Source organism: Kitasatospora sp. NPDC029367 (assembly GCF_055569135.1).
The window spans coordinates 141513-167818 of the sequence record NZ_JBVHYH010000003.1 but is presented as its reverse complement, the minus strand read 5'-3'; the positions used below and the strand labels follow the sequence as shown (position 1 = coordinate 167818).

At 73.8% G+C, this 26306-nt stretch carries 23 protein-coding genes; 8 read left to right on the top strand and 15 right to left on the bottom strand.

All coding sequences use genetic code 11. The features are described from left to right. Nucleotides 1–106 precede the first annotated feature (106 nt). Both meaB and ACZ4W5_RS03960 read right to left on the bottom strand, forming a co-directional pair. Nucleotides 107–1063: a methylmalonyl Co-A mutase-associated GTPase MeaB gene (gene meaB, locus ACZ4W5_RS03965; RefSeq protein WP_360233689.1), complete on the bottom strand. Its 957-nt coding sequence runs from the start codon at nucleotides 1061–1063 to the stop codon at nucleotides 107–109. Nucleotides 1064–1204: 141 nt separating this feature from the next. Then, nucleotides 1205–2398: an acetyl-CoA C-acetyltransferase gene (locus ACZ4W5_RS03960; protein ID WP_360233686.1), complete on the bottom strand. Its 1194-nt coding sequence runs from the start codon at nucleotides 2396–2398 to the stop codon at nucleotides 1205–1207. 258 nt (nucleotides 2399–2656) lie between these two features. Between ACZ4W5_RS03960 and mce the strand changes: the two genes are divergently transcribed. The 3 genes from mce (at nucleotide 2657) to ACZ4W5_RS03945 (ending at nucleotide 9515) form a co-directional block, all read left to right on the top strand. Continuing rightward, nucleotides 2657–3100 (top strand): methylmalonyl-CoA epimerase, encoded by a 444-nt coding sequence (gene mce / locus ACZ4W5_RS03955; RefSeq protein WP_360233683.1) that lies wholly within the window; start codon nucleotides 2657–2659, stop codon nucleotides 3098–3100. 508 nt (nucleotides 3101–3608) lie between these two features. Then, nucleotides 3609–8468, top strand: coding sequence for a hypothetical protein (locus ACZ4W5_RS03950; protein WP_465652597.1), 4860 nt, complete (start codon nucleotides 3609–3611; stop codon nucleotides 8466–8468). 117 nt (nucleotides 8469–8585) lie between these two features. Beyond that, on the top strand, nucleotides 8586–9515 hold the full coding sequence (locus tag ACZ4W5_RS03945; protein WP_188306039.1) for a coiled-coil domain-containing protein: 930 nt from the start codon (nucleotides 8586–8588) through the stop codon (nucleotides 9513–9515). Nucleotides 9516–9603: 88 nt separating this feature from the next. Here the strand turns inward: ACZ4W5_RS03945 and ACZ4W5_RS03940 are convergent, their stop codons facing one another. Further along, nucleotides 9604–9915: a hypothetical protein gene (locus ACZ4W5_RS03940; protein WP_360233680.1), complete on the bottom strand. Its 312-nt coding sequence runs from the start codon at nucleotides 9913–9915 to the stop codon at nucleotides 9604–9606. Next, the gene (locus ACZ4W5_RS03935; protein ID WP_465652594.1) at nucleotides 9912–10709 is read right to left on the bottom strand and encodes an alpha/beta fold hydrolase; all 798 of its coding nucleotides are present in this window, start codon (nucleotides 10707–10709) and stop codon (nucleotides 9912–9914) included. The genes ACZ4W5_RS03940 and ACZ4W5_RS03935 overlap by 4 nt, the downstream gene beginning before the upstream one ends. Before the next feature lie 92 nt (nucleotides 10710–10801). Between ACZ4W5_RS03935 and ACZ4W5_RS03930 the strand changes: the two genes are divergently transcribed. Both ACZ4W5_RS03930 and ACZ4W5_RS03925 read left to right on the top strand, forming a co-directional pair. Further along, a complete protein-coding gene (locus ACZ4W5_RS03930) occupies nucleotides 10802–11806 on the top strand; it encodes an ABC transporter ATP-binding protein (protein ID WP_360233674.1) in 1005 nt (334 codons plus the stop codon). Between the two features lies 1 nt (nucleotide 11807). After that, the gene (locus tag ACZ4W5_RS03925) at nucleotides 11808–12575 is read left to right on the top strand and encodes an ABC transporter permease (protein ID WP_360233671.1); all 768 of its coding nucleotides are present in this window, start codon (nucleotides 11808–11810) and stop codon (nucleotides 12573–12575) included. Between the two features lie 13 nt (nucleotides 12576–12588). On the opposite strand, the gene ACZ4W5_RS03920 is transcribed toward ACZ4W5_RS03925, so the two are convergent. Beyond that, nucleotides 12589–12912: an ATP/GTP-binding protein gene (locus ACZ4W5_RS03920; RefSeq protein ID WP_402481150.1), complete on the bottom strand. Its 324-nt coding sequence runs from the start codon at nucleotides 12910–12912 to the stop codon at nucleotides 12589–12591. A gap of 230 nt (nucleotides 12913–13142) precedes the next feature. Here ACZ4W5_RS03920 and ACZ4W5_RS03915 point away from each other — a divergent pair, with 230 nt between their 5' ends. After that, a complete protein-coding gene (locus ACZ4W5_RS03915) occupies nucleotides 13143–14450 on the top strand; it encodes an LLM class flavin-dependent oxidoreductase (protein ID WP_360233665.1) in 1308 nt (435 codons plus the stop codon). Between the two features lie 65 nt (nucleotides 14451–14515). On the opposite strand, the gene ACZ4W5_RS03910 is transcribed toward ACZ4W5_RS03915, so the two are convergent. Beyond that, nucleotides 14516–14908 (bottom strand): SCO5389 family protein, encoded by a 393-nt coding sequence (locus ACZ4W5_RS03910; protein ID WP_350504362.1) that lies wholly within the window; start codon nucleotides 14906–14908, stop codon nucleotides 14516–14518. Nucleotides 14909–15390: 482 nt separating this feature from the next. On the opposite strand from ACZ4W5_RS03910, the gene nucS reads away from it, so the two are divergent. After that, nucleotides 15391–16050 carry an endonuclease NucS gene (nucS, locus tag ACZ4W5_RS03905; RefSeq protein ID WP_360233661.1) on the top strand — a complete coding sequence of 220 codons (660 nt, stop codon included), beginning with the start codon at nucleotides 15391–15393 and terminating at the stop codon, nucleotides 16048–16050. A gap of 4 nt (nucleotides 16051–16054) precedes the next feature. Here nucS and ACZ4W5_RS03900 read toward each other — a convergent pair whose 3' ends face one another. The 5 genes from ACZ4W5_RS03900 to ACZ4W5_RS03880 form a co-directional block, all read right to left on the bottom strand. Continuing rightward, nucleotides 16055–18382: an ATP-binding protein gene (locus tag ACZ4W5_RS03900; RefSeq protein WP_465652590.1), complete on the bottom strand. Its 2328-nt coding sequence runs from the start codon at nucleotides 18380–18382 to the stop codon at nucleotides 16055–16057. Nucleotides 18383–18665: 283 nt separating this feature from the next. After that, nucleotides 18666–18983 (bottom strand): STAS domain-containing protein, encoded by a 318-nt coding sequence (locus tag ACZ4W5_RS03895; RefSeq protein ID WP_360233655.1) that lies wholly within the window; start codon nucleotides 18981–18983, stop codon nucleotides 18666–18668. A gap of 386 nt (nucleotides 18984–19369) precedes the next feature. Continuing rightward, the gene (locus ACZ4W5_RS03890; protein WP_360233652.1) at nucleotides 19370–20239 is read right to left on the bottom strand and encodes a 3-hydroxyacyl-CoA dehydrogenase family protein; all 870 of its coding nucleotides are present in this window, start codon (nucleotides 20237–20239) and stop codon (nucleotides 19370–19372) included. Nucleotides 20240–20417: 178 nt separating this feature from the next. Then, nucleotides 20418–21068 carry a response regulator transcription factor gene (locus ACZ4W5_RS03885; protein ID WP_360233649.1) on the bottom strand — a complete coding sequence of 217 codons (651 nt, stop codon included), beginning with the start codon at nucleotides 21066–21068 and terminating at the stop codon, nucleotides 20418–20420. Further along, on the bottom strand, nucleotides 21065–22267 hold the full coding sequence (locus ACZ4W5_RS03880) for a sensor histidine kinase (protein WP_402481165.1): 1203 nt from the start codon (nucleotides 22265–22267) through the stop codon (nucleotides 21065–21067). The genes ACZ4W5_RS03885 and ACZ4W5_RS03880 overlap by 4 nt, the downstream gene beginning before the upstream one ends. Nucleotides 22268–22424: 157 nt before the next feature. Between ACZ4W5_RS03880 and ACZ4W5_RS03875 the strand changes: the two genes are divergently transcribed. Beyond that, nucleotides 22425–23030, top strand: a complete 606-nt coding sequence (locus tag ACZ4W5_RS03875; protein ID WP_360233643.1) for a hypothetical protein — start codon at nucleotides 22425–22427, stop codon at nucleotides 23028–23030. Between the two features lie 16 nt (nucleotides 23031–23046). Here the strand turns inward: ACZ4W5_RS03875 and ACZ4W5_RS03870 are convergent, their stop codons facing one another. From ACZ4W5_RS03870 to atpD, 4 genes are all read right to left on the bottom strand, one after another. Further along, nucleotides 23047–23619, bottom strand: coding sequence for a cob(I)yrinic acid a,c-diamide adenosyltransferase (locus ACZ4W5_RS03870; protein WP_360233640.1), 573 nt, complete (start codon nucleotides 23617–23619; stop codon nucleotides 23047–23049). Between the two features lie 22 nt (nucleotides 23620–23641). After that, nucleotides 23642–24142, bottom strand: a complete 501-nt coding sequence (locus tag ACZ4W5_RS03865) for a DUF2550 domain-containing protein (protein WP_030057523.1) — start codon at nucleotides 24140–24142, stop codon at nucleotides 23642–23644. Nucleotides 24143–24291: 149 nt separating this feature from the next. Further along, entirely contained in the window at nucleotides 24292–24675 is a 384-nt protein-coding gene (locus tag ACZ4W5_RS03860) for a F0F1 ATP synthase subunit epsilon (protein ID WP_360233637.1), read from the bottom strand. Between the two features lie 184 nt (nucleotides 24676–24859). Then, nucleotides 24860–26305 (bottom strand): F0F1 ATP synthase subunit beta, encoded by a 1446-nt coding sequence (gene atpD / locus ACZ4W5_RS03855; protein WP_465652585.1) that lies wholly within the window; start codon nucleotides 26303–26305, stop codon nucleotides 24860–24862. Between the last annotated feature and the right edge of the window lies 1 nt (nucleotide 26306).

The window sequence follows — 26306 nt, the reverse complement described above, 5'->3', positions numbered from 1 at the left end:
CCAGCGTCCCTCCCCCCCCCCCCCCCCCCCCCCCCCCCCCCCCCCCCCCCCCCCCCCCCCGCCCCCCCCCCCCCCCCCCCCCCCCCCCCGCACCGGGCGAAGCCGCTCAGCCCGTGGTCAGGCCCGCGACCAGCTCGTCGGCCGCGCCGTACGGGTCCAGCTCGCCGTTGACCACCCGTTCGGCCAGGCCGGCCAGGTGGCGGTCGCCGGAGAGGTCGCCGATCCGGGCGCGCAGCTCGGCCAGCGCGATCGCCTCGATCTCCTGGGCAGCCCGACGGCGGCGGCGCGCCGCCAGCTCACCGGTCTCCTCCAGCCAGGCGCGGTGCTTCTCCAGGGCCTCGACCACCTCGTCCACGCCCTCGCCGCGGGCCGCGACGGTCTTGACGATCGGCGGGCGCCAGTCCCCCGCCTCGCGGGCCTCGCCCAGGCCCAGCATGTGGTTGAGCTCCCGGGCGGTGGCGTCGGCGCCGTCCCGGTCGGCCTTGTTGACCACGAAGACGTCGCCGATCTCCAGGATGCCCGCCTTGGCAGCCTGGATGCCGTCGCCCATCCCGGGGGCCAGCAGCACCACGGCGGTGTCCGCCTGGGCGGCGACCTCGACCTCGGACTGGCCCACGCCGACGGTCTCCACCAGGATCACCTCGCAGCCGGCCGCGTCCAGCACCCGCAGCGCCTGCGGCGCCGCCCAGGACAGCCCGCCCAGGTGCCCGCGGGTGGCCATCGAGCGGATGAACACCTCGGGGTCGGTCGCGTGGTCCTGCATCCGGACCCGGTCGCCCAGCAGCGCCCCGCCGGAGAACGGCGAGGACGGGTCGACGGCGAGCACCCCGACCCGCTTGCCGAGCCGCCGGTAGGCGGAGACCAGCGCCGAGGTGGAGGTGGACTTGCCCACCCCGGGCGAGCCGGTCAGGCCCACCGTGTACGCCTGCCCGGTGTACGGCGCGAGCGCGGCCATCGCCTCGCGCAGCTGCGGGGCGGCGTTCTCGACCAGCGTGATCAGCCGGGCGACCGCCCGCGGCCGGCCCTCCCGGGCCTGCTCGACCAGCGTGGCGACATCGATCATCAGGAGCTCCTTGCGCGGATGCCGGCGGGTGGCGGCGGCGTACGGCTGCGAACGACGGCAGATGCCGAAGGGGCCGCGGGCCACTTGTGGCGGTCCGCAGCCCCGGGGTCACGTCTACGGCCTGTCCGGCCGCAGCGCGGGTCAGGCCTTCGGCACGCGCACGATCAGCGCGTCGCCCTGGCCGCCGCCGCCGCACAGCGCGGCCGCGCCGACCCCGCCGCCGCGGCGCTGCAGCTCCAGCGCGAGGGTCAGCACCACGCGGGCGCCGGACATCCCGATCGGGTGGCCGAGCGCGATCGCGCCGCCGTTGACGTTGACGATGTCGGCGGAGACGCCGAGGTCCTTCATCGACTGGTGGGCGACGGCCGCGAAGGCCTCGTTGATCTCGATCAGGTCGAGGTCGGAGACCTCCAGGCCCTCCTTGCCCAGCGCGTGCCTGATCGCGTTGGACGGCTGCGACTGGAGCGAGTTGTCCGGGCCGGCCACGTTGCCGTGGGCGCCGATCTCGGCGATCCAGGTCAGGCCCAGCTCCTCGGCCTTGGCCTTGCTCATCACGACCACGGCGGCGGCGCCGTCGGAGATCTGCGAGGAGGTGCCGGCGGTGATCGTGCCGTCCTTGGTGAAGGCGGGGCGCAGCTTGGCCAGGCCCTCCACGGTGGTGTCGGCGCGGATGCCCTCGTCCTGGCTGAACAGCACCGGCTCGCCGCGGCGCTGCGGGATGGCGACCGGGACGATCTCGGCCTCGAAGACACCGTCGGCCTGCGCCTTGGCGGCCCGCTGGTGGGAGGCGGCGGCGATCTCGTCCTGCACCTCGCGGGCGATGCCCAGGCGGGTGTTGTGCTTCTCGGTGGACTCGCCCATCGGGATGTTCTCGTAGGCGTCGGTCAGACCGTCGTACGCCATCGCGTCGAGCACCTCGACCGCGCCGTACTTGTAGCCCTCGCGGGACTTCGGCAGCAGGTGCGGGGCGTTGGTCATGGACTCCTGGCCGCCGGCCACCACGATGTCGAACTCACCGGCCCGGATCAGCTGGTCGGCCAGCGCGATGGCGTCCAGGCCGGAGAGGCAGACCTTGTTGATGGTCAGCGCCGGGACGTTCATCGGGATGCCAGCCTTGACGGCCGCCTGGCGGGCCGGGATCTGGCCGGCGCCGGCCTGCAGCACCTGGCCCATGATCACGTACTGGACCTGCTCACCCGTGATGCCGGCCCGCTCCAGCGCGCCCTTGATCGCGAAGCCGCCGAGGTCGGCACCGGAGAAGCCCTTGAGGGAACCGAGCAGGCGGCCCATCGGGGTCCGTGCACCGGCAACGATCACAGAGGTGGTGTTGGTCATGGGACGGGCCCCTTCGCACGTCGTGGCCAGGTGGTGAGGATGCGCTCAGGGTACTGACCTGTGTTCCGCCCGTCACCGGAGCGACGGTGTGATCGAGCGCACTGGCACCGTCCAGTCAACACCGTGTCAATACGATCCGGGTGAACGTCCGGGTGATTCCCGGCGTGTGAGCAGGCTCGCACGTCCGGCACTGGCGCCGCCTCGGCGCCGTACGCTGCACTGGGTGCCACCTGTCCGTCCACCGCCCCTGGAGGCGCCGTGCTGACCCGCATCGACCACATCGGCATCGCCTGCCGAGACCTCGACAAGACGGTCGAGTTCTACCGCGCGACCTACGGCTTCGAGGTGTTCCACACCGAGGTCAACGAGGAGCAGGGGGTCCGCGAGGCCATGCTCCGGATCAACGGCACGGACGACGGCGGCGCCTCGTACCTCCAGCTGCTGGAGCCCACCCGCCCGGACTCCACCGTCGCCAAGTGGCTGGAGAAGAACGGCGAGGGCGTGCACCACATCGCCTTCGGCACCGCCGACGTGGACGGCGACTCCGAGGCGATCCGTGACAAGGGCGTCCGGGTGCTGTACGACCAGCCGCGGATCGGCTCGATGGGCTCGCGGATCACCTTCCTCCACCCCAAGGACTGCGGCGGCGTGCTGACCGAGCTGGTCACCTCGGCCCAGCCTGGCGAGCACGAAGGGCACTGAAACGACCTCGGAACCACCCGCGGTGCCGCCCGCTCCCGGGCGGCACAACGGAATCGGGCCCTAGCGACCCGTCAGTAACCTGGTCCGGCGGCCGGAAAACCCCTACGCGGCCATTCCCCCGTGGTGCGCGCCCACTACAATGCCCAGGTGCGCGACGGCTCCGGGGGACGGAGGCGGCGGGCACGGCCGATGACAGGCCTGTCCGCCCTCCGGTGGTCGGCCCGTCGCAGGGGAGTCCAGTACGCGGGCACGGCTGAACAGTCGCAAGACGGATCTGTCACCATTCTCCACAGGCAAGAGTTCGCCCAGGAGTCCACCCGGACGGGGGAACGCGGTACATCCGCGCTCCCGCGACCAGGACTCCGACGACCGCGGCGGACGGCTCCGGCTTGGCAGCGGGTCGTCCGGTGACCGCGGATGCAAGGACCAGTCGGACCAGGGCCCCGGACACGGGTGGCCGGGACCGGCCGGGTCGAGGACGCGACCAGGAGATGGATGGGACCGCGGAGTGCGGGGCAACGACCGCTACGAGGTTGATGATCACCTCTCCCAGTTCGAGGCCGAGATGGGTCGGACTCGGAAGGAGCGGGACAAGGCCGTCGAGCATGCCGAGGACCTCGCCTACCAGGTGGAGGTGCTCCGGGCCAAGCTGCACGAATCCCGGCGCATGCTCGCCCAGCCGCGTGCCTTCGACGCCGTCTCCGGCCAGGCCGAGCAGATGCTCCGGACCGCCGAGATGCAGGCCCAGCAGATGCGCGCCGACGCCGAGCGCCAGCTGCGTGACTCCCAGGCCGCCACCCAGCGGATCATGGCCGAGGCCGCCGAGCGCACTGCCCGGCTGGAGGCCGAGCTCACCGCGCGCCGCCGCCAGCTGGAGGACGAGCTCACCGAGCTGCGCCGCTCCGCCGAGCAGCACGTCAACGGCTGGGCCGAGCAGACCCGGTCCGGCTCCGAGCAGGAGGCCCAGCGCCTGCTGCAGGAGGCCCGCGCCGAGGCCGAGCGGATGGTCGCCGCGGCCCGCGCCGAGGCCGCCGCCCTCTCCGACCACGCCCGCGCCCAGACCGCCGCCGACGTGGACGCCGCCCGCGGCGAGGCCCAGGCCGCCGCCGAGGCCGCCCTCCAGAAGGCCCAGAACGACGCCGAGCGACTGCTGCGCGCCGCCTCCGAGCACGCCCAGCAGGCCGGTGCCCAGGCCGCCGCCGACGTGGACGCGGCCCGGGGCCAGGCCCAGCAGGAGCTGGCCGCCGCGCACGCCGCCGCCGAGCAGCAGCTGGCCGCCGCCCAGGCCGAGATCGGCCGGCTCAAGGAGCAGGCCGCCGCCGAGCAGGCCCGCGCCGAGCAGCAGCTGGGCGCCGCGAAGGCCGAGATAGAGCGGCTGCGCGACGCGGCGCTCGCCGAGGCCGAGCGCGCCCGCCGGGAGGCCACCGAGCTGCGGATCCAGGCCGAGCAGGCCGCCGAGCAGCTCCAGGCCGACGCCGAGGCCGCCGCCGAGCGCAAGGTCGCCGACGGCGAGGCCGCCACCGAGCAGCGCTCGCAGACCGCCCGGGCCGAGATCGCCCGGCTGGTCGCCAACGCCACCAAGGAGTCCGAGGCCATCCGGGCCGAGGCCGAGGCGATCCGCAGCGAGGCCGCCACCCGCCAGGCCGAGGCGGACGCCGCCAGGGCCGCCGCCGCCGAGGAGAGCGAGCGGCTGCGGGCCACCGCCGAGTCGGTCGCCGCCCAGTTGAAGGCCGAGGCCGAGGCGGCGATCGCCGAGCTGCGCGCCCAGGCCGACCGGGACCTGGCGGAGCTGCGGGCCCAGGCCGAGGCCGACGCCCAGCGGCTGCGCGGCGAGGCCGAGGAGGCGGGCCGCGCGGCCGGCGCCAAGGACGCCACCGTCCACCTCGCCAAGGCCGCCAAGACCGCCGAGGAGGTGCTCGGCCGGGCCAACCAGGACGCCGAGACCGCCCGCGGCGAGGCCGCCGCCGAGGCCGAGCGGATCCGCGCCGAGGCGCAGGCCGAGGCCCAGCGGCTGCGCGAGCAGGCCCAGGCCGCCGTCGAGCAGGCGCAGAACGCCGCCCTGGACGACGCCGCCGCGATCCGCGAGCGGATCGAGCAGATGCAGGACGAGGCGGCCCGGCTGCGCGCCGAGGCCGAGGAGCTGCGCGCCCAGGCCGCCGCCGAGGCCGACCGGGTCCGCAGCGAGGCCCGCCGCCAGGCCGTGCTGCAGATCGAGGAGTCGGCGAAGAACGCCGAGGAGCTGCTCACCAAGGCCAAGGCCGACGCGGACGAGCTGCGCGCCGGTGCCGCCGGGGAGGTCGAGCGGCTGCGCGCGCAGGCCCAGGAGCAGGCCGCCGAGACCCAGGGCCGGGCCGAGCAGACCCTGGCCCGGGCCCGTACCGAGGCCGAGAAGATCACCTCGGCCGCCGAGCAGCAGGGCCAGGACGCGGTGGCCGCCGCCAAGGCCGCGGCCGCCGAGAACCGCGCTGCCACCGAGCGCGAGACCGCCGAACTCCGGCGCAACGCAACCGAGTTCGACCAGCGGGTACGTGCCGAGGCGACCGCCGCCGCGGAGGCGCTGGCCGCCGAGGCCCAGGCCGAGGCGAACGCCGTCCGGGACGCCGCGGTCGCCGACGCCGAGCGGGTGCGCACCGAGGCCGACACCGAGGCCGCCCGCGCCAGGGCCGAGGCCGAGGCCGCCGCGAACGCGCTGCGCGAGGAGAGCCGGCGCGAGCGCGAGGAGGCCGCCGCCGGGCTGCAGCGCGAGCGCGAGGAGACCGCCGAGCAGCTGGCCGCCGCCCGGGCCGCCCGCGAGCAGGCCGAGCAGGGCGCCGCCGAGCTGACCGAGCGCACCGCCCGGGAGAGCACCGAGGTCCGCGCGGCCGCCGACCGGTACGCCGCCGAGCAGCGCGAGAGCGCCGACCGCGAGACGGCCGAGCAGCGCGCCGAGGCGGAGCGGTACGCCGCCGAGCAGCGCGCCGAGGCCGAACGGGCCGCGGCCGAGCTGCGCGCCCTCGCCCAGCAGGAGACCACCCAGCAGCGCGAGAGCGCCGAGGCCTACGCCGACCGCGTCCGCACCGAAGCCGAACAGCACGCGGCCGAACTGCGCACCGAGGTCGAGCAGTACGCCGTCGACCACCGCGCCGAGGCGGAGCGGTACGCCGCCGAGCAGCGCGCCGAGGCCGAACGGGCCGCAGCCGAACTGCGCGCCCTCGCCCAGCAGGAGACCACCCAGCAGCGCGAGAGCGCCGAGGCCTACGCCGACCGCGTCCGCACCGAAGCCGAACAGCACGCCGCCGAACTGCGCACCGAGGTCGAGCAGTACGCCGTCGACCACCGCGCCGAGGCCGACGAGCTGCTGGCCCAGGCCGACGCCGCCGCCGAGCAGCGCCGGGCCGAGGCCGCCCAGGACGCCAAGGCCACCCGCGAGAAGGCCGCCGCCGAGCTGGCGCTGGCCGAGGAGCAGGCCGAGACGGTCCGGGCCGAGGCCGGCCGGGAGCTGTCCGAGGCCCGCGCCACCGCCGACGCCATCCGCGCCGAGGCCGCTGCCGCGCTGGAGCAGGCGCGTGCCGACGGCCAGGACGTGGTGGCCGCCGCCCGGGCCGAGGGGGCCGAGCTGGTCTCCGCCGCCGAGGACGAGGCCGCCGAGGTCCGCCAGTCGGTGGCCGGCCTGCACGAGGCCGCCGCCGAGCAGATCGCCGCGCTGCGGGCCACCGCCGAGCAGGAGGCCGCGGACACCCGCGAGCGGGCCGAGCAGGACGCCACCGAGCTGCGCGAGCTCGCCGAGCGGGAGACCACCGAGCAGCGCGAGGCCGCCGACCGGTACGCCGCCGAGGTGCGCGAGCTGGCCGACCGCGAGACGGCCGAACAGCGCGAGCTCGCCGACCGCGAGACGGCCGAACAGCGCGAGCTCGCCGACCGCGAGACGGCCGAACTGCGCGCCCGGACCGAGGCCGAGACCACCGCCCTGCGCGAGCAGACCGAGCTGGAGCTCACCGCCGAGCGCGAGGCCGTCGAGGCCGAGCTCGGCCGGCAGCGGGCCGAGGCCCAGGCCTACGACGAGCAGCTGCGCGCCGAGGCCGAGGCCGAACTGCGGGCCGCCCAGGAGGCCGCCGAGCAGCTGCGCGCGGACGCCGAGGCGCAGGCCGCCCGTACGGTCGCCGACGCCGACGCCCAGGCCCGGCGGACGATCGCCGAGGCCGAGGAGCTGGCCGCCGGGCTGCGCGCCGAGGCCGAGGAGTACGCACTGGCCACCCGCACCCTGGCCGACGAGTACGACGCCGCCACCCACGCCCGCGCCGACGCCTACGACGCGCAGACCCGGGAGGCCGCCGAGCAGTTCGACAAGGCCACCCGGGACCGCGCCAAGTCCGTGCTGGAGAAGGCCTTCGCCGACGCCGAGTCGCTCGGCGAGGACGCCCAGACCACCGCGCTGGCCACCACCGCCGCCGCCGAGGAGCAGGCGGACGCGATGGTCGCCGCCGCCCGCAAGGAGGCCGACCGGCTGGTCGCGGCCGGCGAGGCGGCCGGTCAGGCCGAGGTCGAGAAGGGCCGCGCCGACGCCGACACGCTGCTCGCCGAGGCCCGCCGGGACGCCACCGCGATCCGCGAGCGCGCCGAGGAGCTGCGCGAGCGCACCGACGCCGAGGTGGAGGCGCTGCACGAGCGGGCCCGCAAGGAGAACGCGGCGGCCATGAAGTCGGCCGGCGAGCGGGTGGACGCGCTGGTGACGGCCGCCCAGGAACAGCTCACCGAGGCCGAGGAGCAGGCGGTGGCCACCGTCGCCGAGGCCGAGGACCGCGCCGCCGCCCTGGTCGCGGCCGCCGAGGAGCGGGCGTCCGAGCTCACCTCGGAGGCGTCCGCGGAGGCCAGCAAGGTCCGGCTGTCCGCCGTCCGCAAGGCCGAGGGGCTGCTCAAGGAGGCGGAGACCAAGCTCGCCAACTCCACCGAGCGGGCCGAGTCGCTGATCGCGAAGTCCGAGGCCAAGCTGCGCGCGGCCGAGGCGGAGGCCGAGGAGCGCCTCGACGGCGCGGCCGCCGAGGCGGAGAAGCGGCTGCGCGACGCCGACCGCACCGCGGACGAGCAGATCGAGCTGGCGAAGGCGGAGGCCGAGCGACTGATCGCCGAGGCGAAGGCCGAGGCCGAGCGGGTCACCGAGGAGGGCCGGCGCGAGCTGGACGAACTGGTGCGCCGCCGCAAGGACATCAACACCGAGATCTCCAGGGTCCAGGACGTGCTCTCGGCGCTGGAGGCGTTCGAGGCACCGACACCGGTCGCCCAGGTCAACGGGGGAAGCAACACCAAGAAGGACGGGGGCGCCAAGGCCGGTGCCGGAGTTGGCTCCCCCCGGTCGGGTGGCAATCGTTCCAAGAACGCACCACCCGATTGAGCGGACATTGGCGGTCATTGTCCGTGAGACAACGGCATTTCGCCGTCGACACTCCGGTACCGTGTCAGGATTCCCTCAACCACCTCAGCGGTTTGACGACAGGAAGCCCAGAGTCCCATGAGCGACAGTCACTCCCCTCACGGCTTCGACCTGGTACGCCGTGGGTACGAGCGCGCCCAGGTCGACGAGCGGATCACCAAGCTGGTGGCCGACCGTGACAGTGCCCTGACCCGGATCAGCGCACTGGAGAAGCGCATCGAGGAGCTCCACCTCGAAACCCAGACCGCCCAGGCGGCGGTCGCCGAGCAGGAGCCCTCCTACGCCGGCCTCGGCGCCCGGGTCGAGAAGATCCTGCGGCTCGCCGAGGAGGAGGCCAAGGACCTGCGCGACGAGGCGCACCGCGCCTCCGAGCAGCACCGCGAGCTGGCCGAGGCCGCCGCCCAGCAGGTCCGCACCGAGGCCGAGAACTACGCCAAGGACCGCAAGGCCAAGGCGGAGGACGAGGGGCTGCGGATCGTCGACAAGGCGAAGAGCGACTCCGCCCAGCTGCGCGCCGAGGCCAACAAGGACGCCCAGAACAAGCGCGAGGAGGCGGACGCCCTCTTCGAGGAGACCCGCACCAAGGCCGCCCAGGCCGCCCTGGAGTTCGAGACGAACCTGGCCAAGCGCCGCGAGCAGTCCGAGCGCGACCTGGCCGCCCGTCAGGCCAAGGCCGAGAAGCGCCTGGCCGAGATCGAGCACCGGGCCGAGCAGCTGCGCCTGGAGGCCGAGAAGCTGCGCACCGACGCCGAGCGCCGGGCCCGCCAGACCGTCGAGACGGCCCAGCGCCAGTCCGAGGACATCGTGGCGGACGCCAACGCCAAGGCGGACCGCATCCGCAGCGAGTCCGAGCGCGAGCTGGCGGCGCTGACCAACCGTCGCGACAGCATCAACGCCCAGCTGACCAACGTCCGCGAGATGCTGGCGACGCTGACCGGCGCGGCCGTGGCCGCCGCCTCGCTGCCGAACGACGACACCATGGGCGTGCCCGCCCAGCAGTCGCGCTGACGCAGCCGCTGACGCGGTCGTCCGACAGGCCCTCACCCGCCCGGGTGAGGGCCTGTCGTGCGTCCGCCCGTCATCACCTCGGGGGCAATTACCGGGGGTACGCCCCGTCGGGCCGCTGGTGCCCGCTGCTGAGCTGGTTCCCCTCGTCGTCCGACACGGTGCCGTACCAGGAGGTGCACCAGACCGACACCGAGTCGGGCCAGTACTGCACCTCGAAGGGGTGCCCGGAGCCGTAGTCGCCGTACGAGGTGACGATGAAGGTCTCGCCGGGGCGCATCCAGTAGTCCTCGCCCAGCGGCTCCAGGGTCAGCTCCACCAGCCCCTCGCCGCGGTTGGTCACCGGCATCCGGCCGGTGACCTCCAGCGCGGAGAAGTCCCAGCCCGCCGCGTCCGGGCTCATCCGGCGGCCACCCGGGCGAGCAGCCGGCGGACGGCGGCGTCGAACGCGCCCGGGGACTCCATGGCGCTCAGGTGGCCCACGCCGGGGACGACGGTCAGCTCGGCGTCCGGGCGGGCCCGGTGCATCAGTTCGGCCTCCTCGGGCGCCACCAGGGCGTCCTGGGCGCCCGCGAGGAACGCCACCGGCACCCGGAGCCCGGCCAGCACCTCCAGGGAGTCCGGACGGGCCGCCATGGCCCGCTGGGCCCACGCGACGGAGGCGGGCGGCGCGGCGGCCACCATCGCCTGCACCCGCTCCACCAGGTGCTGGGAGTCGGGGCCCAGCTGCCCGGCCGCGACCTGCTCGTCCAGCAGCAGCTGGACGCTGCCCCGGGCGGTCACGGCGGCGGCGATCCGCTCCCGGTTGGCCCGCACGGCGTCCAGGTCCGCGGTGGCGCGGGTGTTGGCCAGCAGCAGGCCGGACAGCCGGTCCGGGTGGCGGCGGGCGAAGGCGAGCGCCACGTAGCCGCCCATGGAGAGTCCGCCGACCACCGCGCGGTCGATCCCGGCCGCGTCCAGCAGCAGCGCCAGGTCGTCGGCGACGAGGTCCAGCGAGGGTTCGTCGGTGCCCAGCTCGGTCCCGCCGAAGCCCCGCTGGTCGGGGGCGAGCACCCGGACCTCGTCCCCGGTCAGTCCGGGCAGCGCGTCCAGCTGGGCGGACCACATCGAGGCGTTCAACGGGAAGGCGTGCAGCAGCACGAGGGGTGTTCCGGTACCGCTCTCGCGGACGGACACTGCGGAGGGGAGCTGGCTCATGCAGCCACCGTATTGCGGCGCGCCCGACGGGCCCACTCAGCGGGCCGCGATATCCGCTTTGTCCTAGCCTGCCAGAGAGCAAGGGAGCGCCAATGATCGAGTTGCACGACCTGACGAAACGTTACGGCAAGACGCTCGCGGTGGACCGGCTCAGCTTCTCGGTCCCCCAGGGAGTGGTCACCGGCTTCCTCGGGCCCAACGGCGCGGGCAAGTCCACCACCATGCGCATGATCCTCGACCTGGACCGCCCCACCAGCGGCCGGGTCACCATCGACGGCAAGCGCTACGGGCAGCTCAGCGAGCCGCTCAAGTACATCGGCGCCCTGCTGGAGGCCAAGGCCGTCCACCCCGGCCGCACCGCCCGCGACCACCTGCTCTGGCTCGCCCAGAGCAACCGGATCCCGGTCGGCCGGGTGGACGAGGTGCTCGCCCTGGTCGGCCTCACCCCGGTCGCCCGCAAGCGCGCCCGCGGCTTCTCGCTCGGCATGGGCCAGCGCCTGGGCATCGCCTCCGCGCTGCTCGGCGACCCGGAGATCGTCATGTTCGACGAGCCGGTCAACGGCCTCGACCCGGAGGGCATCCTCTGGATCCGCAACCTGATGAAGCGCCTGGCCGGCGAGGGCCGGACCGTCTTCGTCTCCTCCCACCTGATGAGCGAGATGGCCGTCACCGCCGACCACCTGGTGGTCATCGGCAAGGGCCGGCTGCTCGCCGACCTGGCGATGCCGGAGTTCATCCGGCGCAACTCCCGCTCCGCCGTCCGGCTGCGCACCCCGCAGCCCGAGCGCCTGCTCGACGTGCTGGCCGGCGCCGGCCTGCGGTACGAACCGGGCCCCGACGGCTCGTACGAGGTGGTCGACGGCGACATCGCCCGGCTCGGCGAACTGGTCGCCGCGCACGGCGTGGTGCTGCACGAACTCAGCCCCCAGCAGGCCTCGTTGGAGGAGGCGTTCATGCAGATGACGGCGGACTCGGTGGAGTACCACGCGGGCGACGGGCCCGGCCGGGACGCCGCCGGCGCACCCGGCGAGTGGGGCGCGGGCTGGAAGGCGGACGGCGCCCGGCCGACCGCGGCGGCGCGGCAGGAGGAGAACTGAGATGACGTCCTTCCCGGCGATCCTGCGCTCCGAGTGGACGAAGATCCGCAGCGTCCGCTCCACCGTCTGGACCCTCGCGCTGGCCTTCGTGGTCACCGTCGGCATCGGCGCGCTGCTGTCCCTGCTCACCAACAACAACTTCACCGAGTTCAGACGCCACGAGGTGACCCCGTTCGACGCCACCGGCACGGCGTTCTCCGGCATCATGCTCGGCGAGCTGGCCATCATCGTCTTCGGGGTGCTGGCGATCGGCAACGAGTACAGCAGCGGCATGATCCGGGTCACCCTGGCCGCCGTCCCCCAGCGCGGCACCCTGCTGGCCGGGAAGGCGCTGGTGCTCGGCGGGCTGGCCCTGGCGGTCTCGCTGGTGACCGCCTTCGTCACCTTCTTCGTCGGCCAGGCGCTGCTCGGCTCGCACTCCACCACCCTGGGCGAGCCGAACGTGCTGCGCGCGGTGCTCGGCGCCGCGCTCTACCTGACGATGCTCTGCCTGTTCTCGGCCGGCGTCACCGCCATGCTGCACAACCAGACCCTCGCCCTGGGCGTGCTGGTGCCGTTCTTCTTCCTGCTCTCGCCGATCCTCTCGGCGGTGCCGAAGGTCAAGACCCTGGCCCACTACTTCCCCGACTACGCCGGCTCGCGGATGCTGCTGGTGTACGAGCAGAACGGCCAGCCGTACGGGCCGTGGGCGGGCTTCACGATCTGCCTGGCCTGGACCGCGGCCGCGCTGGTCGGCGGCGCGCTGGTGCTCAAGAACCGGGACGCGTGACGGCTCGGCGGACTCAGTAGCGCGGAGCGCCGCGGCCCCGGAGCAGGTTGGAGGCCCGGCGCTCCCGCGCTCCCCAGCACGCCCGGTGCCAGTGCCGCCGGTCGTCCACCCCGCCGCCGTGCATCGGCCAGGCCACCACATGGCCCACCCCGGGCGGGATCTCCTGGTCGCAGCCCGGGCAGCGGTAGAACCGCCCCGAGGTCCCGGCGACCGTCTGCACCACCCAGTCGTCGCCCTGGTAGTTCTCGGTGCGGCGCAGCGAACCGCCGAGCGGGGCGGCGGCCGGTTCGGCGTTCTCGCGGTCGGCGGCGCTCTTGATCCGGTTGCGGCGGGGCACGGCGGTCTGCCTCTCTTCCGGGGGCTCGAAGTCGCTCCAGCCTAAGGGTGTCAAACCCTTTTCTCGGCCTCTATCACGGCTTCGGCCGGCCCGTCCGGGGTTTTTGCCGAGATCCACCCGATCATCGGGGAAATCGGGGGTTCGGCGTGCCATTGGCACATGACATCGGATACCCACGAGTGGACAGGCGGGGCCCGCAGACCCTGCGTGCACCCGAGGAGGCCCCCAGGATGACCAAGACCAGCCCGCGCGCCGAGACCCGCCGCCCGGTCGGCGTGCGCCCGCCCGCCCCGGGCCCGGCGCTCACCTCCGTACCGCCGCTGGCCGTCACCGGCGAACCGCTGACCGCCGCCCAGCGCACCGGCGCACTGCCGCCGGACACCGCCCCGGTACGGGTCGGCGCGTTCCTGCTGTCCGCGCAGTTCCCCGGGCAGAGCCACGGCGAGGTGCTGGAGCGCACCGTCCGGGCCACCGTCGAGGCGGAACGCGCGGGCCTGGACAGCGTCTGGCTGGCCGAGCACCACTTCGTCCCGTACGGAGTCTGCCCCGATGCCGCGACGCTCGCCGCGCTGCTGCTCGGCCGCACCCGCCGGATCGGCATCGGCACCGCCGTCAGCGTGCTCTCCACCAGCCACCCGGTGGCACTCGGCGAGCAGGCCGCGCTGCTGCACCTCACCTCCGGCGGGCGCTTCACGCTCGGGGTGGGCCGCGGCGGGCCGTGGATCGACCTGGACGTGTTCGGCAGCGGGGTGGAGGCCTTCGAGACCGGCTTCCCGGAGCGGCTGGACCTGCTGTTGCGCTGGCTGCGCGGCTCCCGGGTCGGCGCGGACGGACCGCAGTTCTCCTTCCCCGAGGTCGCGGTGGTGCCGCGGGCCACCGAGTCGGTGCGCCGACCGGGCCTGGGCAGCTGGCTCGGCCTGGACGAGCCCTCCGGCCCGGTGCGCTTCCCCCGCCAGCGCCAGGACGCCGACGGCCTCGCCGAGGAACGCGACCGCAGCGGACGGCCGCTGGCCGGCCCGCCGGTGGTGGTCGCCTGCACCTCCCCGGGCGGGGTGCGGCTGGCCGCCGAGCGCGGCCTGCCGATGCTGCTCGGCATGCACTCCGGCGACGACGACAAGATGCGGATGCTGGAGCTCTACCGCGCCGCCTGGCTGGCCGCCGGGCGGGGCGAGGAGCAGCTGCGCCGGGTGACCCGCCAGCACGTCGCGGCGGGCGTGGCCCAGGTGGACGACCGCACCTCGGCGGCCCGGGCCACCCTGCTGAACGCGATGCCCGGCTGGTTCGAGTACGGGCTCGGCGCCCACCGCACCGTGGACGGCCGCGAACGCAAGATGCGCGACCCGCACCAGTACACCGAACTGCTCTGCGACCTGCACGCGGTGGGCACCCCCAAGCAGTGCGCCGACCGGCTGCTGGCCACCGCCGAGCGCACCGGGATCCGCCGCTTCGCCCTGCTCGCGGAGGGCAGCGGCGACCGCGAGGCGACCCTGCACAACATCGCCCGGCTCGGCTCCGAGGTGCTGCCGCAGCTGGGCTGACCCCCGGACCCGGACCGCCGCCCCTCCCCCCGCACCGGGGGACGGGACGGCCGGCTCCGGCCGGATCAGCAGTCCCGCAGCTCCTCGGACTGGTTGAGCAGCTGCTCCCGGACGGAGGTGAAGCGGTCGTACCGCGCCTCGTTGGCCTCCGACGGCACGAACACCGCCACCCGGTGACAGTTCTGGAAGGCCAGCCGGACGCCGAAGTGGCGCTGCAGGGCGCCCCGGATGGCATCGCTGGCCAGGGCGCGCAGCAGCTGGCCACGGGCCTGCTCGCTGGGCGGCGGCACCTGGTTGTCGGCGAAGTCGGTACCGTCGACCTTGGCCTGCGCGACCAGCGAGCTGATCAGGTCCCAGGCGTACGGCAGCGAGACGCGGACGCAGTCGACGAATTCCCGCTCGTCGACCTCGCCCCGCTCGGCCTTTTCCAGCAGGGCCGGTGAGACGTCGAGCGACATGGATTCTCCTCTCGCGGTCCACCCGCGCGGCGCCCGGGTGGTCGTGCGTAGTCCAAGCTCACAGGGAGGGTGGGCGAAATCGCAGGCGGTGTCCGGAACACCGTCGAACGGGGGTTTCCGGCACCTGTTGCGAAGGCGGCGGCGCCACGGGACGTGACGTCCTGAACACCGACCGCGTCAGAACAGCGTGGCAGTCAACGGCGGAGCAGGCCGGTCGTTCCTACGGATTGCTCCGGAAATACGCCGTGGTGCACCAGATTGGCCTGATCCCGTCGGATCGTTCATCTGAAGTCTCCATCCCCGTTGACAGCGACCCCGCATCCGTAGCGTCACACACCGTAGCGACCCCAGGGGGGCGTACGCCAGAGCGCGGCGAGCGGCGTCGGGTCCGCCGAACCTCCATGTTCGCGGGGTTCGCGCTTTCTTCACCCGGTCGTCTCGGAATCGCATCAACTGGCCCCGGTGGGCTAGCGTGGTCGACCGTGCGTCTCGTAATTGCCCGCTGCTCAGTCGACTATGCCGGTCGGCTCTCCGCCCATCTGCCCTCCGCCACCAGGCTGATCCTGGTCAAGGCCGACGGCAGCGTCAGCATCCACGCCGACGACCGCGCCTACAAGCCGCTCAACTGGATGTCCCCGCCGTGCGTCCTCAAGGAGGCCGACGGGGTCTGGACGGTGGAGAACAAGGCCGGCGAGAAGCTCATCATCACGCTGGAGGAGGTGCTGCACGACTCCTCCCACGAACTCGGGGTGGACCCGGGCCTGATCAAGGACGGCGTCGAGGCGCACCTCCAGGAGCTGCTCGCGGACCGGATGGAGGTGCTCGGCACCGGCTGGTCGCTGATCCGCCGCGAGTACCCGACCGCGATCGGCCCGGTCGACATCCTCTGCCGCGACTCCGACGGCGCCACGGTGGCCGTGGAGATCAAGCGCCGCGGCGAGATCGACGGCGTCGAGCAGCTCACCCGCTACCTCGAACTCCTCAACCGGGACCCGCTGTTGGCCCCGGTCAAGGGCGTCTTCGCCGCGCAGGAGATCAAGCCCCAGGCCCGCGTCCTGGCCACCGACCGGGGCATCGGCTGCGTGGTGCTGGACTACGACGAGCTGCGCGGCATCGACGACGACAAGCTCAAGCTGTTCTGACCGGTCAGCCCGACGTGCTCGACGTCGGGCTGGGCTGACCGGTCGGACTGGCGGACGCGGTCGACGTCGGGCTCGGCTTGGCCGTCGTCGCGGACGGGCTCGGCGACGGCGAGTTGCCGGTCCCGCCACCGCTGCCGCCACCGGTCTGACCGCCGCCTCCCCCGCCGTTGCCGCCCCCGCCCGACCCGCCGGGCTTCGGCCCCGGCGGCTGCTCCGACGGCTGCGGCTGCCCCGGGACGGGCTGCTGCGACTGCTGCGGGGCCGCCGAGCCGGTGGCCCCCGGCGAGGAGCTCGGCCGCTTCGACGGCGTGGCGCTCGGCGAGTGCGAGGCGCTCCCGCTGGCCGAGGGCTCCGCACCGGCCCCCGTCGCCGGGCCGCCCGGCTCGGTGCCGCCCGCCCCGGCCGTGCCCGGGGAGGCGTCGGCGGAGGGCACCGGCATCGGCGCGTTGCCGGTGTCGCCGACCTGGTCCAGCTGACCGTGCGGGTCCTTCGCCTTGTGCTCCTCGGGCCCGGTGAGGCTCATCGCCACCGCCGTACCGAGCACCCCGAAGGTGAGCAGGGCCGCGGAGGCCACCACCACCTTGCGCCGCCGCCCGGCCCTGGCCTTGAGGCCGGCCGGCACCCGGGCGGCGATCTTCCGGATCACCGGCCCGCGGCCCGACGCCGCCGCGGCGGTCGCGGCGGCCGGCAGCTGACGGCCGTCGGCACGCAGCAGGTCGAGCATCCGGCCCGCGGCGGCGACCCCGCGCGGCTCCCCCGCGGTGGCCCGCAGGGTGAGGGCGGTCTCCAGTTCGGCGATCGCCCGGGAGGGCTGCTGGAGGCAGATCGCGAGCACGCCCGCCTCGTGGTGGAACCAGGCCTGGTCGACCGTCGATCCGGTCCGCCGGGCCGCCTCCAGGCCGAGCTGGAGGACCCGCTCCCAGGCGCCCCAGCGCAGCGCCAGCGCCAGGGCGGGGGCGGCCGCCCTGGCCAGGCGGACGACCGCCTCGTGCCGCCCGGCCGTGCGGTCCGCGAGCAGCACGCCGATCAGGACCTCGGCCTCGGCGGCGATCTGCGCCAGCGACACCGAGCTGTGCCCGACCCACCAGGCGAAGTGCTGGGCGGCGCCGTCCACGCAGCCGCGGGCCGGCCAGTGCGGGGCGAGCAGTTCGAGCGCCCCGGCGGTCAGCCGGTGGTGCCCGCCGATGGACACCGCGAGCCCGGCGTCGGCGAGTTCGGCCAGCGCGCTCTCGCCCTGGCCGACGTCGATCAGCGCGGGCAGGTGCGGCGCGGTGGGGCATTCGCCGCCGAGCGCGACGGCCAGCCGCAGCACGGCCTGCGCGGACTCACCGAGCCCCTCGGCGAGCCGGACGGCGGGCGAGGCGGTCTCGGCGACCGAGGGCAGCGGCACGGTGCGCCGCAGCGCGTTCTCCCGGATCGCCGGGTCGGGGTCGTGGGCGGGCTCGTCGACCGCGCCGAAGACGTCCAGCCGGTCCTCCTCGGCGGCGACCAGCGCGTCCACCGCGACGTCCCGCTGCCGCAGCAGCGCGGCGGCCTGGACGAAGCGCAGCGGCAGCCCCTCGGACTCGAACCAGAGGTCGACCGCCCAGGCCTTCTCGGCGGCGTCCAGCGGCCGTCCGGCGAGCCGGGCGGTGAGGGCCAGGCAGGCGGGCCGGGAGAGGCCGGGGACGAGGTGGTCGCGCAGCCGGGAGTCGGCGGGCAGCGGCGGGCAGCCGGGGGCGACCGAGATCAGGAAGGCGCAGCCGGGGGCGGCGGCGAGCAGCTGCTCCAGCTCGTCGCCGGCGGGTTCGGCCTCGTCGATCACGACGACCGCGGCGACCCCGGCGAGGTGGGCGGCCAGCCGGGCCGGGTCGGGGCGGTAGCCGGGGGCGTGGTGGGTGGCCGCGAAGAGGTCCTGGAGCAGGTCGGCGGCGGTGCGGCGGTGGCCGCAGAGCTGGACGACGCCGCCGGGGGCGAGGTCGGCGGCGGCCTCGGCGACGGCCGACAGCAGGGTGCTGCGGCCCGAGCCGGCCTGCCCGACCAGGCGTATCGAGCGGCCCTCGGCGAGCAGGCCGAGGAGTTCGGCGATGTCGGCCTCGCGGTCGAGCAGCGGCAGGTCGGTGGGGCCGGCGCCGAGGGCGAGCGGGCCGACCGCCCGGCCGACGCCGCCGACCGGGCCGCGGGCGGGCTCGCTGCGTTCGATCCGGCGCGGGCGGGGCCGCCACTCCTCCGGACAGGGCCGGGCCTCGGAGCCGTCCGGGGCGCCGACGCCGACCAGCAGGGCGCCGGAGACCAGTTCGCCGCCGCGGGTGCGGGCGGCCTCCTGCCGGAACTCCCCGGATGGCTGTGCCACGTTCTGCTCCGCATCGTGTTCGGCCGCCGGCGCCCCGCGCCGGCCGGCACACGTCTCGGTCGCGGCCGCGGGCGGGCTGTGGGCAGCCGGCCCCGGGCGGCCGTCGTCTGACGGGCAGACTCTTGCACATCCGGGCCCGGCCGTGCAGTGCGGTCCGGTGCGGGGAAGGTGAAGGCCGGCGGGGCCGGTCGGGCCCGGCCCGGTCGCGGCGGGCGGCCCGAGGGCGCGTGAACAGGCGTGCGGAACGTTCCGCGAGCCGCTCCGTACGCCCCCGGAACGGGCGTCAGGAGGCCTGGACCTCGGGGATCCCGCCGTCGACGGTGAGGATGCGGTGCAACTTGGTGGCCACCAGCAGCCGCTGGAGCTGAGCGGGGACGGCCCGCAGCACGAGCCGGCGGCCGATCCGGCCGGCCCGCCGGTGGGTGCCCATGATCACGCCAAGGCCGGTGGCGTCCCAGAACTCCAGCCGGCCGAGGTCGAGCACGAGGTCGCCGAGGCCGCCGTCCACGGCCTGGTGCAGCCTTGCCCGCGCGTCGGCGGCGGTGCGCACGTCGAGGCGGCCTTCGATGGCCAGCGCCGTGTGGTCGCCGGTGATGCGCATGCTCTCCTCCTTCGCCTGGGTGGCCTGGTGCGGGGCGGGTCCGGCCCCGGCCGGCACGGACCGGGAGGCGGGACGGCCGCTGGATCGGAGTGGGACAACCCGGGCGGAACGCCTGCGTCGGCTCGGCTCGCGCCCGGCCCCGGTCGGAGTGCCGGGTTCCCTCATCTGACGGTGGAGCAGCGCCGCAGGTTGCTGTTTTCCGCCCTGATCTGAAGCAACTTCACTCGTCCGAGGGAATATACGCAGGAACTCTCCACACCTACGCTCGATTACCGCCCAAATCACCCGTCTGCGGCACCCGGCGTGAGGAAACTCACCCGCCCCGGTACGGCGGGCCGTACGATGCCCCGATCGCACGGCCCACCAGGGCGTTCAGCCCCGCGGGCTCACTTGCCCTCGTACGGGTAGAAGCCCCGGCCGCTCTTGCGGCCGAGGTCACCGGCGGTGACCATGCGGGCCATGATCTCCGGGGCGGCGAACTTCTCGTCCTTGGTCTCGGTGTAGATGTTGTGGGCGGCGTGCAGCAGGATGTCGACGCCGGTCAGGTCGGCGGTCTGCAGCGGGCCCATCGCGTGGCCGAAGCCGAGGCGGCAGGCGGTGTCGATGTCCTCGGCGGTGGCCACGCCCGACTCGTACAGCTTGGCGGCCTCGACGACCAGCGCGGTGATCAGGCGGGTGGTGATGAAGCCGGCCACGTCCCGGTTGACCACCACGACGTCCTTGCCGACGCCCTCGGCGTAGGCGCGGGCGGCGGCCAGCGTCTCGTCGCTGGTCTTGTAGCCGCGGACCAGCTCGACCAGCTTCATCATCGGGACGGGCGAGAAGAAGTGGACGCCGACGACCGACTCCGGCCGCTGGGTGACGGCCGCGATCCGGGTGATCGGGATGGCGGAGGTGTTGGAGGCGAGGACGGCGCCGTCCTTGGCGAGCTTGTCCAGCTCGCGGAACACGCCCTCCTTGACGTCCAGGTTCTCGAACACGGCCTCGACCACGATGTCGGCCTCGGCGACGGCGCCCAGGTCGGTGGTGGTGGTGATCCGGCCGAGCGCGGCCTCGGCGTCCTCGGCGCTCAGCCTGCCCTTGGAGACGAACTTCTCGTACGAGGCGCGGATGCCGGCCAGGCCCCGCTGCAGCGCCTCCTCGGTCACGTCCCGCAGCACCACCGGGTGACCGGCCTGCGCGGACACCTGGGCGATACCGGCGCCCATCAGGCCGGCACCGATCACGGCGATCTGCTTGCTGGACGCATTGCTCATGGCTGGGTCTCCCGATGCCGTCGCCGCCCTGCGGGCGGGCCCTGAAGGCGGCTCAGGGCAGGGATCACCCACCGGCAGCCGCTTTGCTCTGGCGGGGACTCTAGTGCCCAGACCGTCCGTGCCATAGCAATCGGGAGTGTGATCTGCAACCGACCTGGTCACCCGACCAGGATGGTCGTCAGATGGTCAGACCGAGGTCCTGGGCGAGGATCGCCGCCTGCACCCGGCTGCGCAGCCCCAGCTTCGCCAGGATCCGGCTGACGTGGGTCTTGGTGGTCGCCTCCGCCATCTCCAGCCGGCGCGCGATCTCCCCGTTGGACATCCCCGCCCCGACGCAGGCCAGCACCTCCCGCTCCCGCCCGGTCAGGCCCGCCACCGCCGTCCGGGCCTCCGGTCCGACCGGGCGCCCGGGACGGGCGAAGGCGCCGATCAGCCGCCTGGTCACCGAGGGCGCCAGCATGCCGTCCCCGCGCGCCACCGTGCGGATGCCCTCGACCAGGGTGTCCGCCTCCAGGTCCTTGAGCAGGAAGCCGGCGGCGCCGGCCCGCAGCGCGCCGTAGACGTACTCGTCCAGGTCGAAGGTGGTCAGCACCAGCACCTGGGCCGCCCCGGCGTCCACCACCTGACGGGTCGCCGAGACGCCGTCCAGCCGGGGCATCTGGACGTCCATCAGCACCACGTCGGGCCGCAGTTCCAGGGCCAGCCGGACGGCCTCCTGCCCGTCGGCGGCCTGCCCGACCACCTCGAACCCGGGCTCCGCCCGCAGGATCATCACCAGCGCCGCCCGCACCGCCGCCTGGTCCTCGGCCACCAGTACCCGGATCGTCATGCCCGTCCCTCGCTCTCCCGGCGGCGCGGCAACTCCGCGCGCACCCTCCAGTACCCGTCCCGCGGCCCGGCCTCGAAGCTGCCACCGAGCAGCGCGGCCCGCTCCGACATCCCCACCAGCCCGGCCCGGGCGCCGGGCAGTTCACGGCCCGGTTCGCCGCGGAACGGGCTGTCGACCGCGATCCGCAGCGCGTCCGGGCCGAACTCCAGCCGCAGCGCGACCAGTCCGGGCCCGGCGTGCTTGAGCGCGTTGGTCAGCGACTCCTGCACGATCCGGTAGGCGGCCAGCCCGACCGGCACCGGGAGGTCACCGCGCTCGCCGTCCTCGGTCAGCTCGAAGTCCAGTCCGACGCCCTGCCCGGCGGCCCGGGCCTTCTCCAGCAGGGCGTCCACCGCGGCGAGGTCGGGGGCCGCGTACGACTCGTCGGCCTCTCCCCCGCCGCTGTCCCGAAGCAGTCCGATCATGCGACGCATTTCGGCCAATCCCTGGACGCTGTTCTCCCGGATCACCGCCAGCACCTCGACCAGCGGATCGCCCTCGGGCAGGCTCCGCCGCCGGGCGGCCGACTGCGCGCCGGTGGCGTGGATCGCGATCGCCGACAGGTGGTTGGCCACCACGTCGTGCAACTCCCGTGCCATCCGGGACCGTTCGGCGACGACCGCCTCGCGCCGGTCCATCTCCGAGAGCAGCGCGGTCTGTTCGGCCCGCAGCCGCTCGTTCTCCGCCTGCTCCCGGTGCTTGCGCACCAGGTCCCCGGTCCACACCGGCGCCAGGAACACCAGCGAGCTGACCACCACGATCAGCAGCCCGGCCGAGGTCCCGGCCACGTACCAGGCCAGGCTGGACAGCACCAGCACGGTCGCGCCGCCGCTCAGGTGCAGCACCCGCGACATCCGGCTGGTGCCGTAGAGCACCGCCGCGTACAGCAGGTCGGTGTACATGATCGTCGTCGCCAGCAGGCTGCCGGCGAAGATGCTCCCCGCGAAGGCCAGCCCGCCCAGCGACACCGCCAGCACCGGCCGGGTGCGCCGGACCAGCTCCAGCCCCGCCGTCACCAGCAGCGGCGCCACCACGGCCCACAGCGGCACCCGGTCCGCCCGGTCGTACACCTTGAAGACGATCAGCACCGCACCGCCGAGCACCCCGCACAGGGCGATCAGCCGGTCCAGTTGCCGCGGGGGGAGGGACGGTACGAGCACGCCCCCATCTCACCATCCCCGGCCACCCGCCCGGCTCCGATCCGCGGAGGAGCCCACTACATCGAAAGGTGCAGGCCAGGACGGCACCGGGCGACGACGACAGCACCGCGCCCGCGCACGAGGCTGGGGGCACCGCCGAAAACGACCGGGAGCAGAAGTGATCGTCACCCTCATCGTCGCGGCCGAGATCTCCTGGTGGATCGTGCTCGGCCTCGCCCTCTCCGCCCGCTACCTGCTGCGGTGGCGCCGCGCCAGCACCGTGCTGCTGATCGGCCTGCCGGTGGTGGACCTCGCCCTGTACGCCCTCACCGTGCTGAACCTGCGCGGCGGCGCGCAGGCGAGCTGGATGCACGCCCTGGCCGCGAGCTACGCCGGCTTCTCGGTCGGCTACGGCCCCTCGCTGGTCGCCTGGGCCGACCGGCACTTCCTGCACCGCTTCGCCGGCGGCCCCAAGCCGCTGCCCTCCCCCAAGTACGGCCCGGAGCGGACGGCGTACGAGTGGCAGATCGCCAAGCGGACGGTCGTCTCCGCCGTGATCACCCTGGCGCTGATCAGCCTGCTCGTCCCGCTGTCGGCCGGCTCCGCCCACTTCGGCACCTTCGCCCAGTGGTACTGGAGGCTGGGCATCGCGGCCGTGGTCAACGTGATCGTGGCCGGCTGCTTCTCGCGCTGGCCCAAGGAGCCGCCGGCGGGCGTCACCGTGGTGGACGGCCGGGTGGTCGAGCAACCCGCCCCGGAGAAGGTGTCCCAGGACGCCTCGTAGGATCCGACGATGCCTCCTAGCGGTTCTCCCCCGGCACCCAGAGCACGTCGCCGCGCTCCTTGTTGGCCACCCGGGCCAGGATGAACAGCAGGTCGGACAGCCGGTTGAGGTACTTCGCGGTCAGCGGGTTGACGGAGTCCCCGTACGCGTCGATCGCCGCCCAGGTCGAGCGCTCGGCCCGCCGCACCACCGTGCAGGCCAGGTGCAGGTGGGCCGCGCCGGGCGTGCCGCCGGGGAGGATGAAGCTGCGCAGCTTCTCCACCTGCTCCAGGTAGTGGTCGCAGTCCCCCTCCAGCCGGTCCACGTAGGACTGGAGCACCCGCAGCGGCGGGTACTTCGGGTCCTCGACCACGGGCGTGGAGAGGTCGGCGCCGACGTCGAACAGGTCGTTCTGGACCCTGACGAGCACGGCCGCGACGTCCTCGGGCAGTGCGCCGACCGCGAGGGCCACCCCGATCGCCGCGTTCGCCTCGTTGGCGTCGGCGTACGCCATCAGCCGCGGGTCGGTCTTGGTGGTCCGGCTCATGTCGCCGAGCGCGGTGCTGCCGTCGTCCCCGGTACGGGTGTAGATGCGCGTCAGATTGACCATGCGGCCAGCCTAGCCGGGGAGGTCAGGCGACGTTGACCCTTTGCCCGGGCGGGGCCGCCTCCAGCCAGGCCAGGAAGCCGGTGAGCGCGTCCTCGCTCATCGCCAGCTCCAGCGGCGCCCCGTTGTGCAGGCAGCGCAGCACCACCGAGCCGGAGAGCAGCGCCAGCTCCTCCTGGCCCTCCGGGTAGCGCCGGCCCAGGACCTCGATCTCCCGGCGGGGCAGGACCTTGCGCGGGCGCGGGGCGTACGAGAAGACCCGGAACCACTCGATCGAGTCGCCGCTGTACCGCCCGATACCGAAAACCCACCCCTTGCCGTCGGTCGGGGGGACCGGGGCTGAGGTGGGTTTGCCGTTCTCGTCGAGGTCGGGCTGCGTCGAGGCGTCGGCGGGCATTTTGAGCCGGTAACTGCAGTCGAACGTGCCGCCGACCCGCTGGATCAGGCGGCGGCGTACGGCGAAGGCCATCAGGCCGATCACTCCCAGCGCCACGACCGCCGCACACACCACAAGCGCGAGGACCATGCTCACCTACCTCCTCGCTACCCGCGTTCCCCGTTTGCGGCCGTCCCGGACGACCACGCTGACCTACCAACTACGACGACAGTCCCGGGGTCACGCTCAGGCGTCCCCGGGACCGTCGGTCGACCCCGCGAAGTCGGGGTCCGGCACACTCAGGCGTGGGCCTTGAGGCCGCGCGCCGCGAACAGCCGGACCTCGGCGCGACGCTCGGCGTGCGCGTCCAGGTCGGACTTGGCCGCCTCCAGCGCGCGCTCGGCACGCGCGACATCGATCTCGTCCGCCAGCTCGGCGATCTCCGCGAGCAGAGACAGCTTGTTGTCGGCGAAGGAGATGAAGCCGCCGTGCACCGCGGCGATGACGGTGCCGCCGTCCACCGTGCGGATGGTGACCGGACCGGTCTCCAGCACGCTCAGCACCGGGGTGTGGCCCGGCATGATGCCGGTGTCACCGGAGGCCGTACGGGCGACGACGATGGTGGCCGCACCGGACCACACCTTGCGGTCGGCTGCGACCAGCTCGACGTGCAGCTCAGCCAACGTGGGCTCCTAGGCTCATGCAACCCCCGATTACTCGGGAGTTTCGGTAAGAATAACGGCCCCGCGCCCCCGGCATGAAACCGGCGGCACGGATTTGACCGGAATCACAGCCGATGTGCCGCGAGGGGTGGTCCCCAGGCTCGGGGGCCACCCCTCACGGTCACTCAGCTGCTACCGGCCGCGACTACTTCTTCGCCAGCTCGGCGGCGTTCTTCTCGAGGTCCTCGATGCCACCGCACATGAAGAAGGCCTGCTCCGGGACGGAGTCGTACTTGCCGTCGGCGATCGAGTTGAAGGCCTCGATGGTCTCCGACAGCGGCACGGTCGAGCCCTCGACACCGGTGAACTGCTTCGCCACGTAGGTGTTCTGCGAGAGGAAGCGCTCGATGCGACGGGCGCGGTGCACCGTGATCTTGTCCTCTTCGGACAGCTCGTCCATACCGAGGATGGCGATGATGTCCTGGAGGTCCTTGTACTTCTGCAGGATCCCCTTGACGCGGATGGCCGTGTCGTAGTGGTTCTGCGCGATGTACCGCGGGTCGAGGATGCGGGACGTGGAGTCCAGCGGGTCGACGGCCGGGTAGATGCCCTTCTCCGAGATCGGGCGCGACAGAACGGTGGTCGCGTCCAGGTGGGCGAAGGTGGTGGCCGGGGCCGGGTCGGTCAGGTCGTCCGCGGGGACGTAGATCGCCTGCATCGAGGTGATCGAGTGACCGCGGGTCGAGGTGATGCGCTCCTGGAGGAGGCCCATCTCGTCGGCCAGGTTCGGCTGGTAGCCCACCGCGGAGGGCATGCGGCCGAGCAGGGTCGACACCTCGGAACCGGCCTGGGTGAACCGGAAGATGTTGTCGATGAAGAGGAGCACGTCCTGCTTCTCGACGTCACGGAAGTACTCCGCCATGGTCAGCGCGGAGAGCGCGACGCGCAGACGGGTGCCCGGCGGCTCGTCCATCTGGCCGAAGACCAGCGCGGTCTTGTCCAGAACGCCCGAGTCGACCATCTCGTCGATGAGGTCGTTGCCCTCACGGGTGCGCTCGCCGACGCCGGCGAACACCGACACACCACCGAAGTTCTCGGCGACGCGGTAGATCATCTCCTGGATCAGAACGGTCTTGCCGACACCGGCACCACCGAACAGACCGATCTTGCCACCCGTGACGTACGGGGTGAGCAGGTCGATGACCTTGATGCCGGTCTCGAACATCTCGGTCTTGGACTCGAGGTCCTTGAAGTCCGGCGCCTTGCGGTGGATCGGCCAGCGGACCTCGACCTGCTTGTCGAACTCCGCCTTGTCGACGTTCAGCACGTCACCGAGGGCGTTGAACACCTTGCCCTTGGTGATCTGGCCGACCGGCACGGAGATCGCGGCACCGGTGTCGGTGACCTGCGAACCGCGGACCAGGCCGTCGGTCGGCTGCATCGAGATGCCGCGGACCAGGCCGTCGCCGAGGTGCTGGGCGACCTCGAGGGTGAGGGTCTTCTTGCCCGTGCCGTCGGGGTTGTCCACCTCGACGTGCAGGGCGTTGTACATCTCCGGAATCGCGTCGACGGGGAACTCCACGTCGACGACCGGGCCGATGACCCGCGCGACGCGGCCCGTCGCCGTGGTCGGCTCAACAGTGGTGGTCATT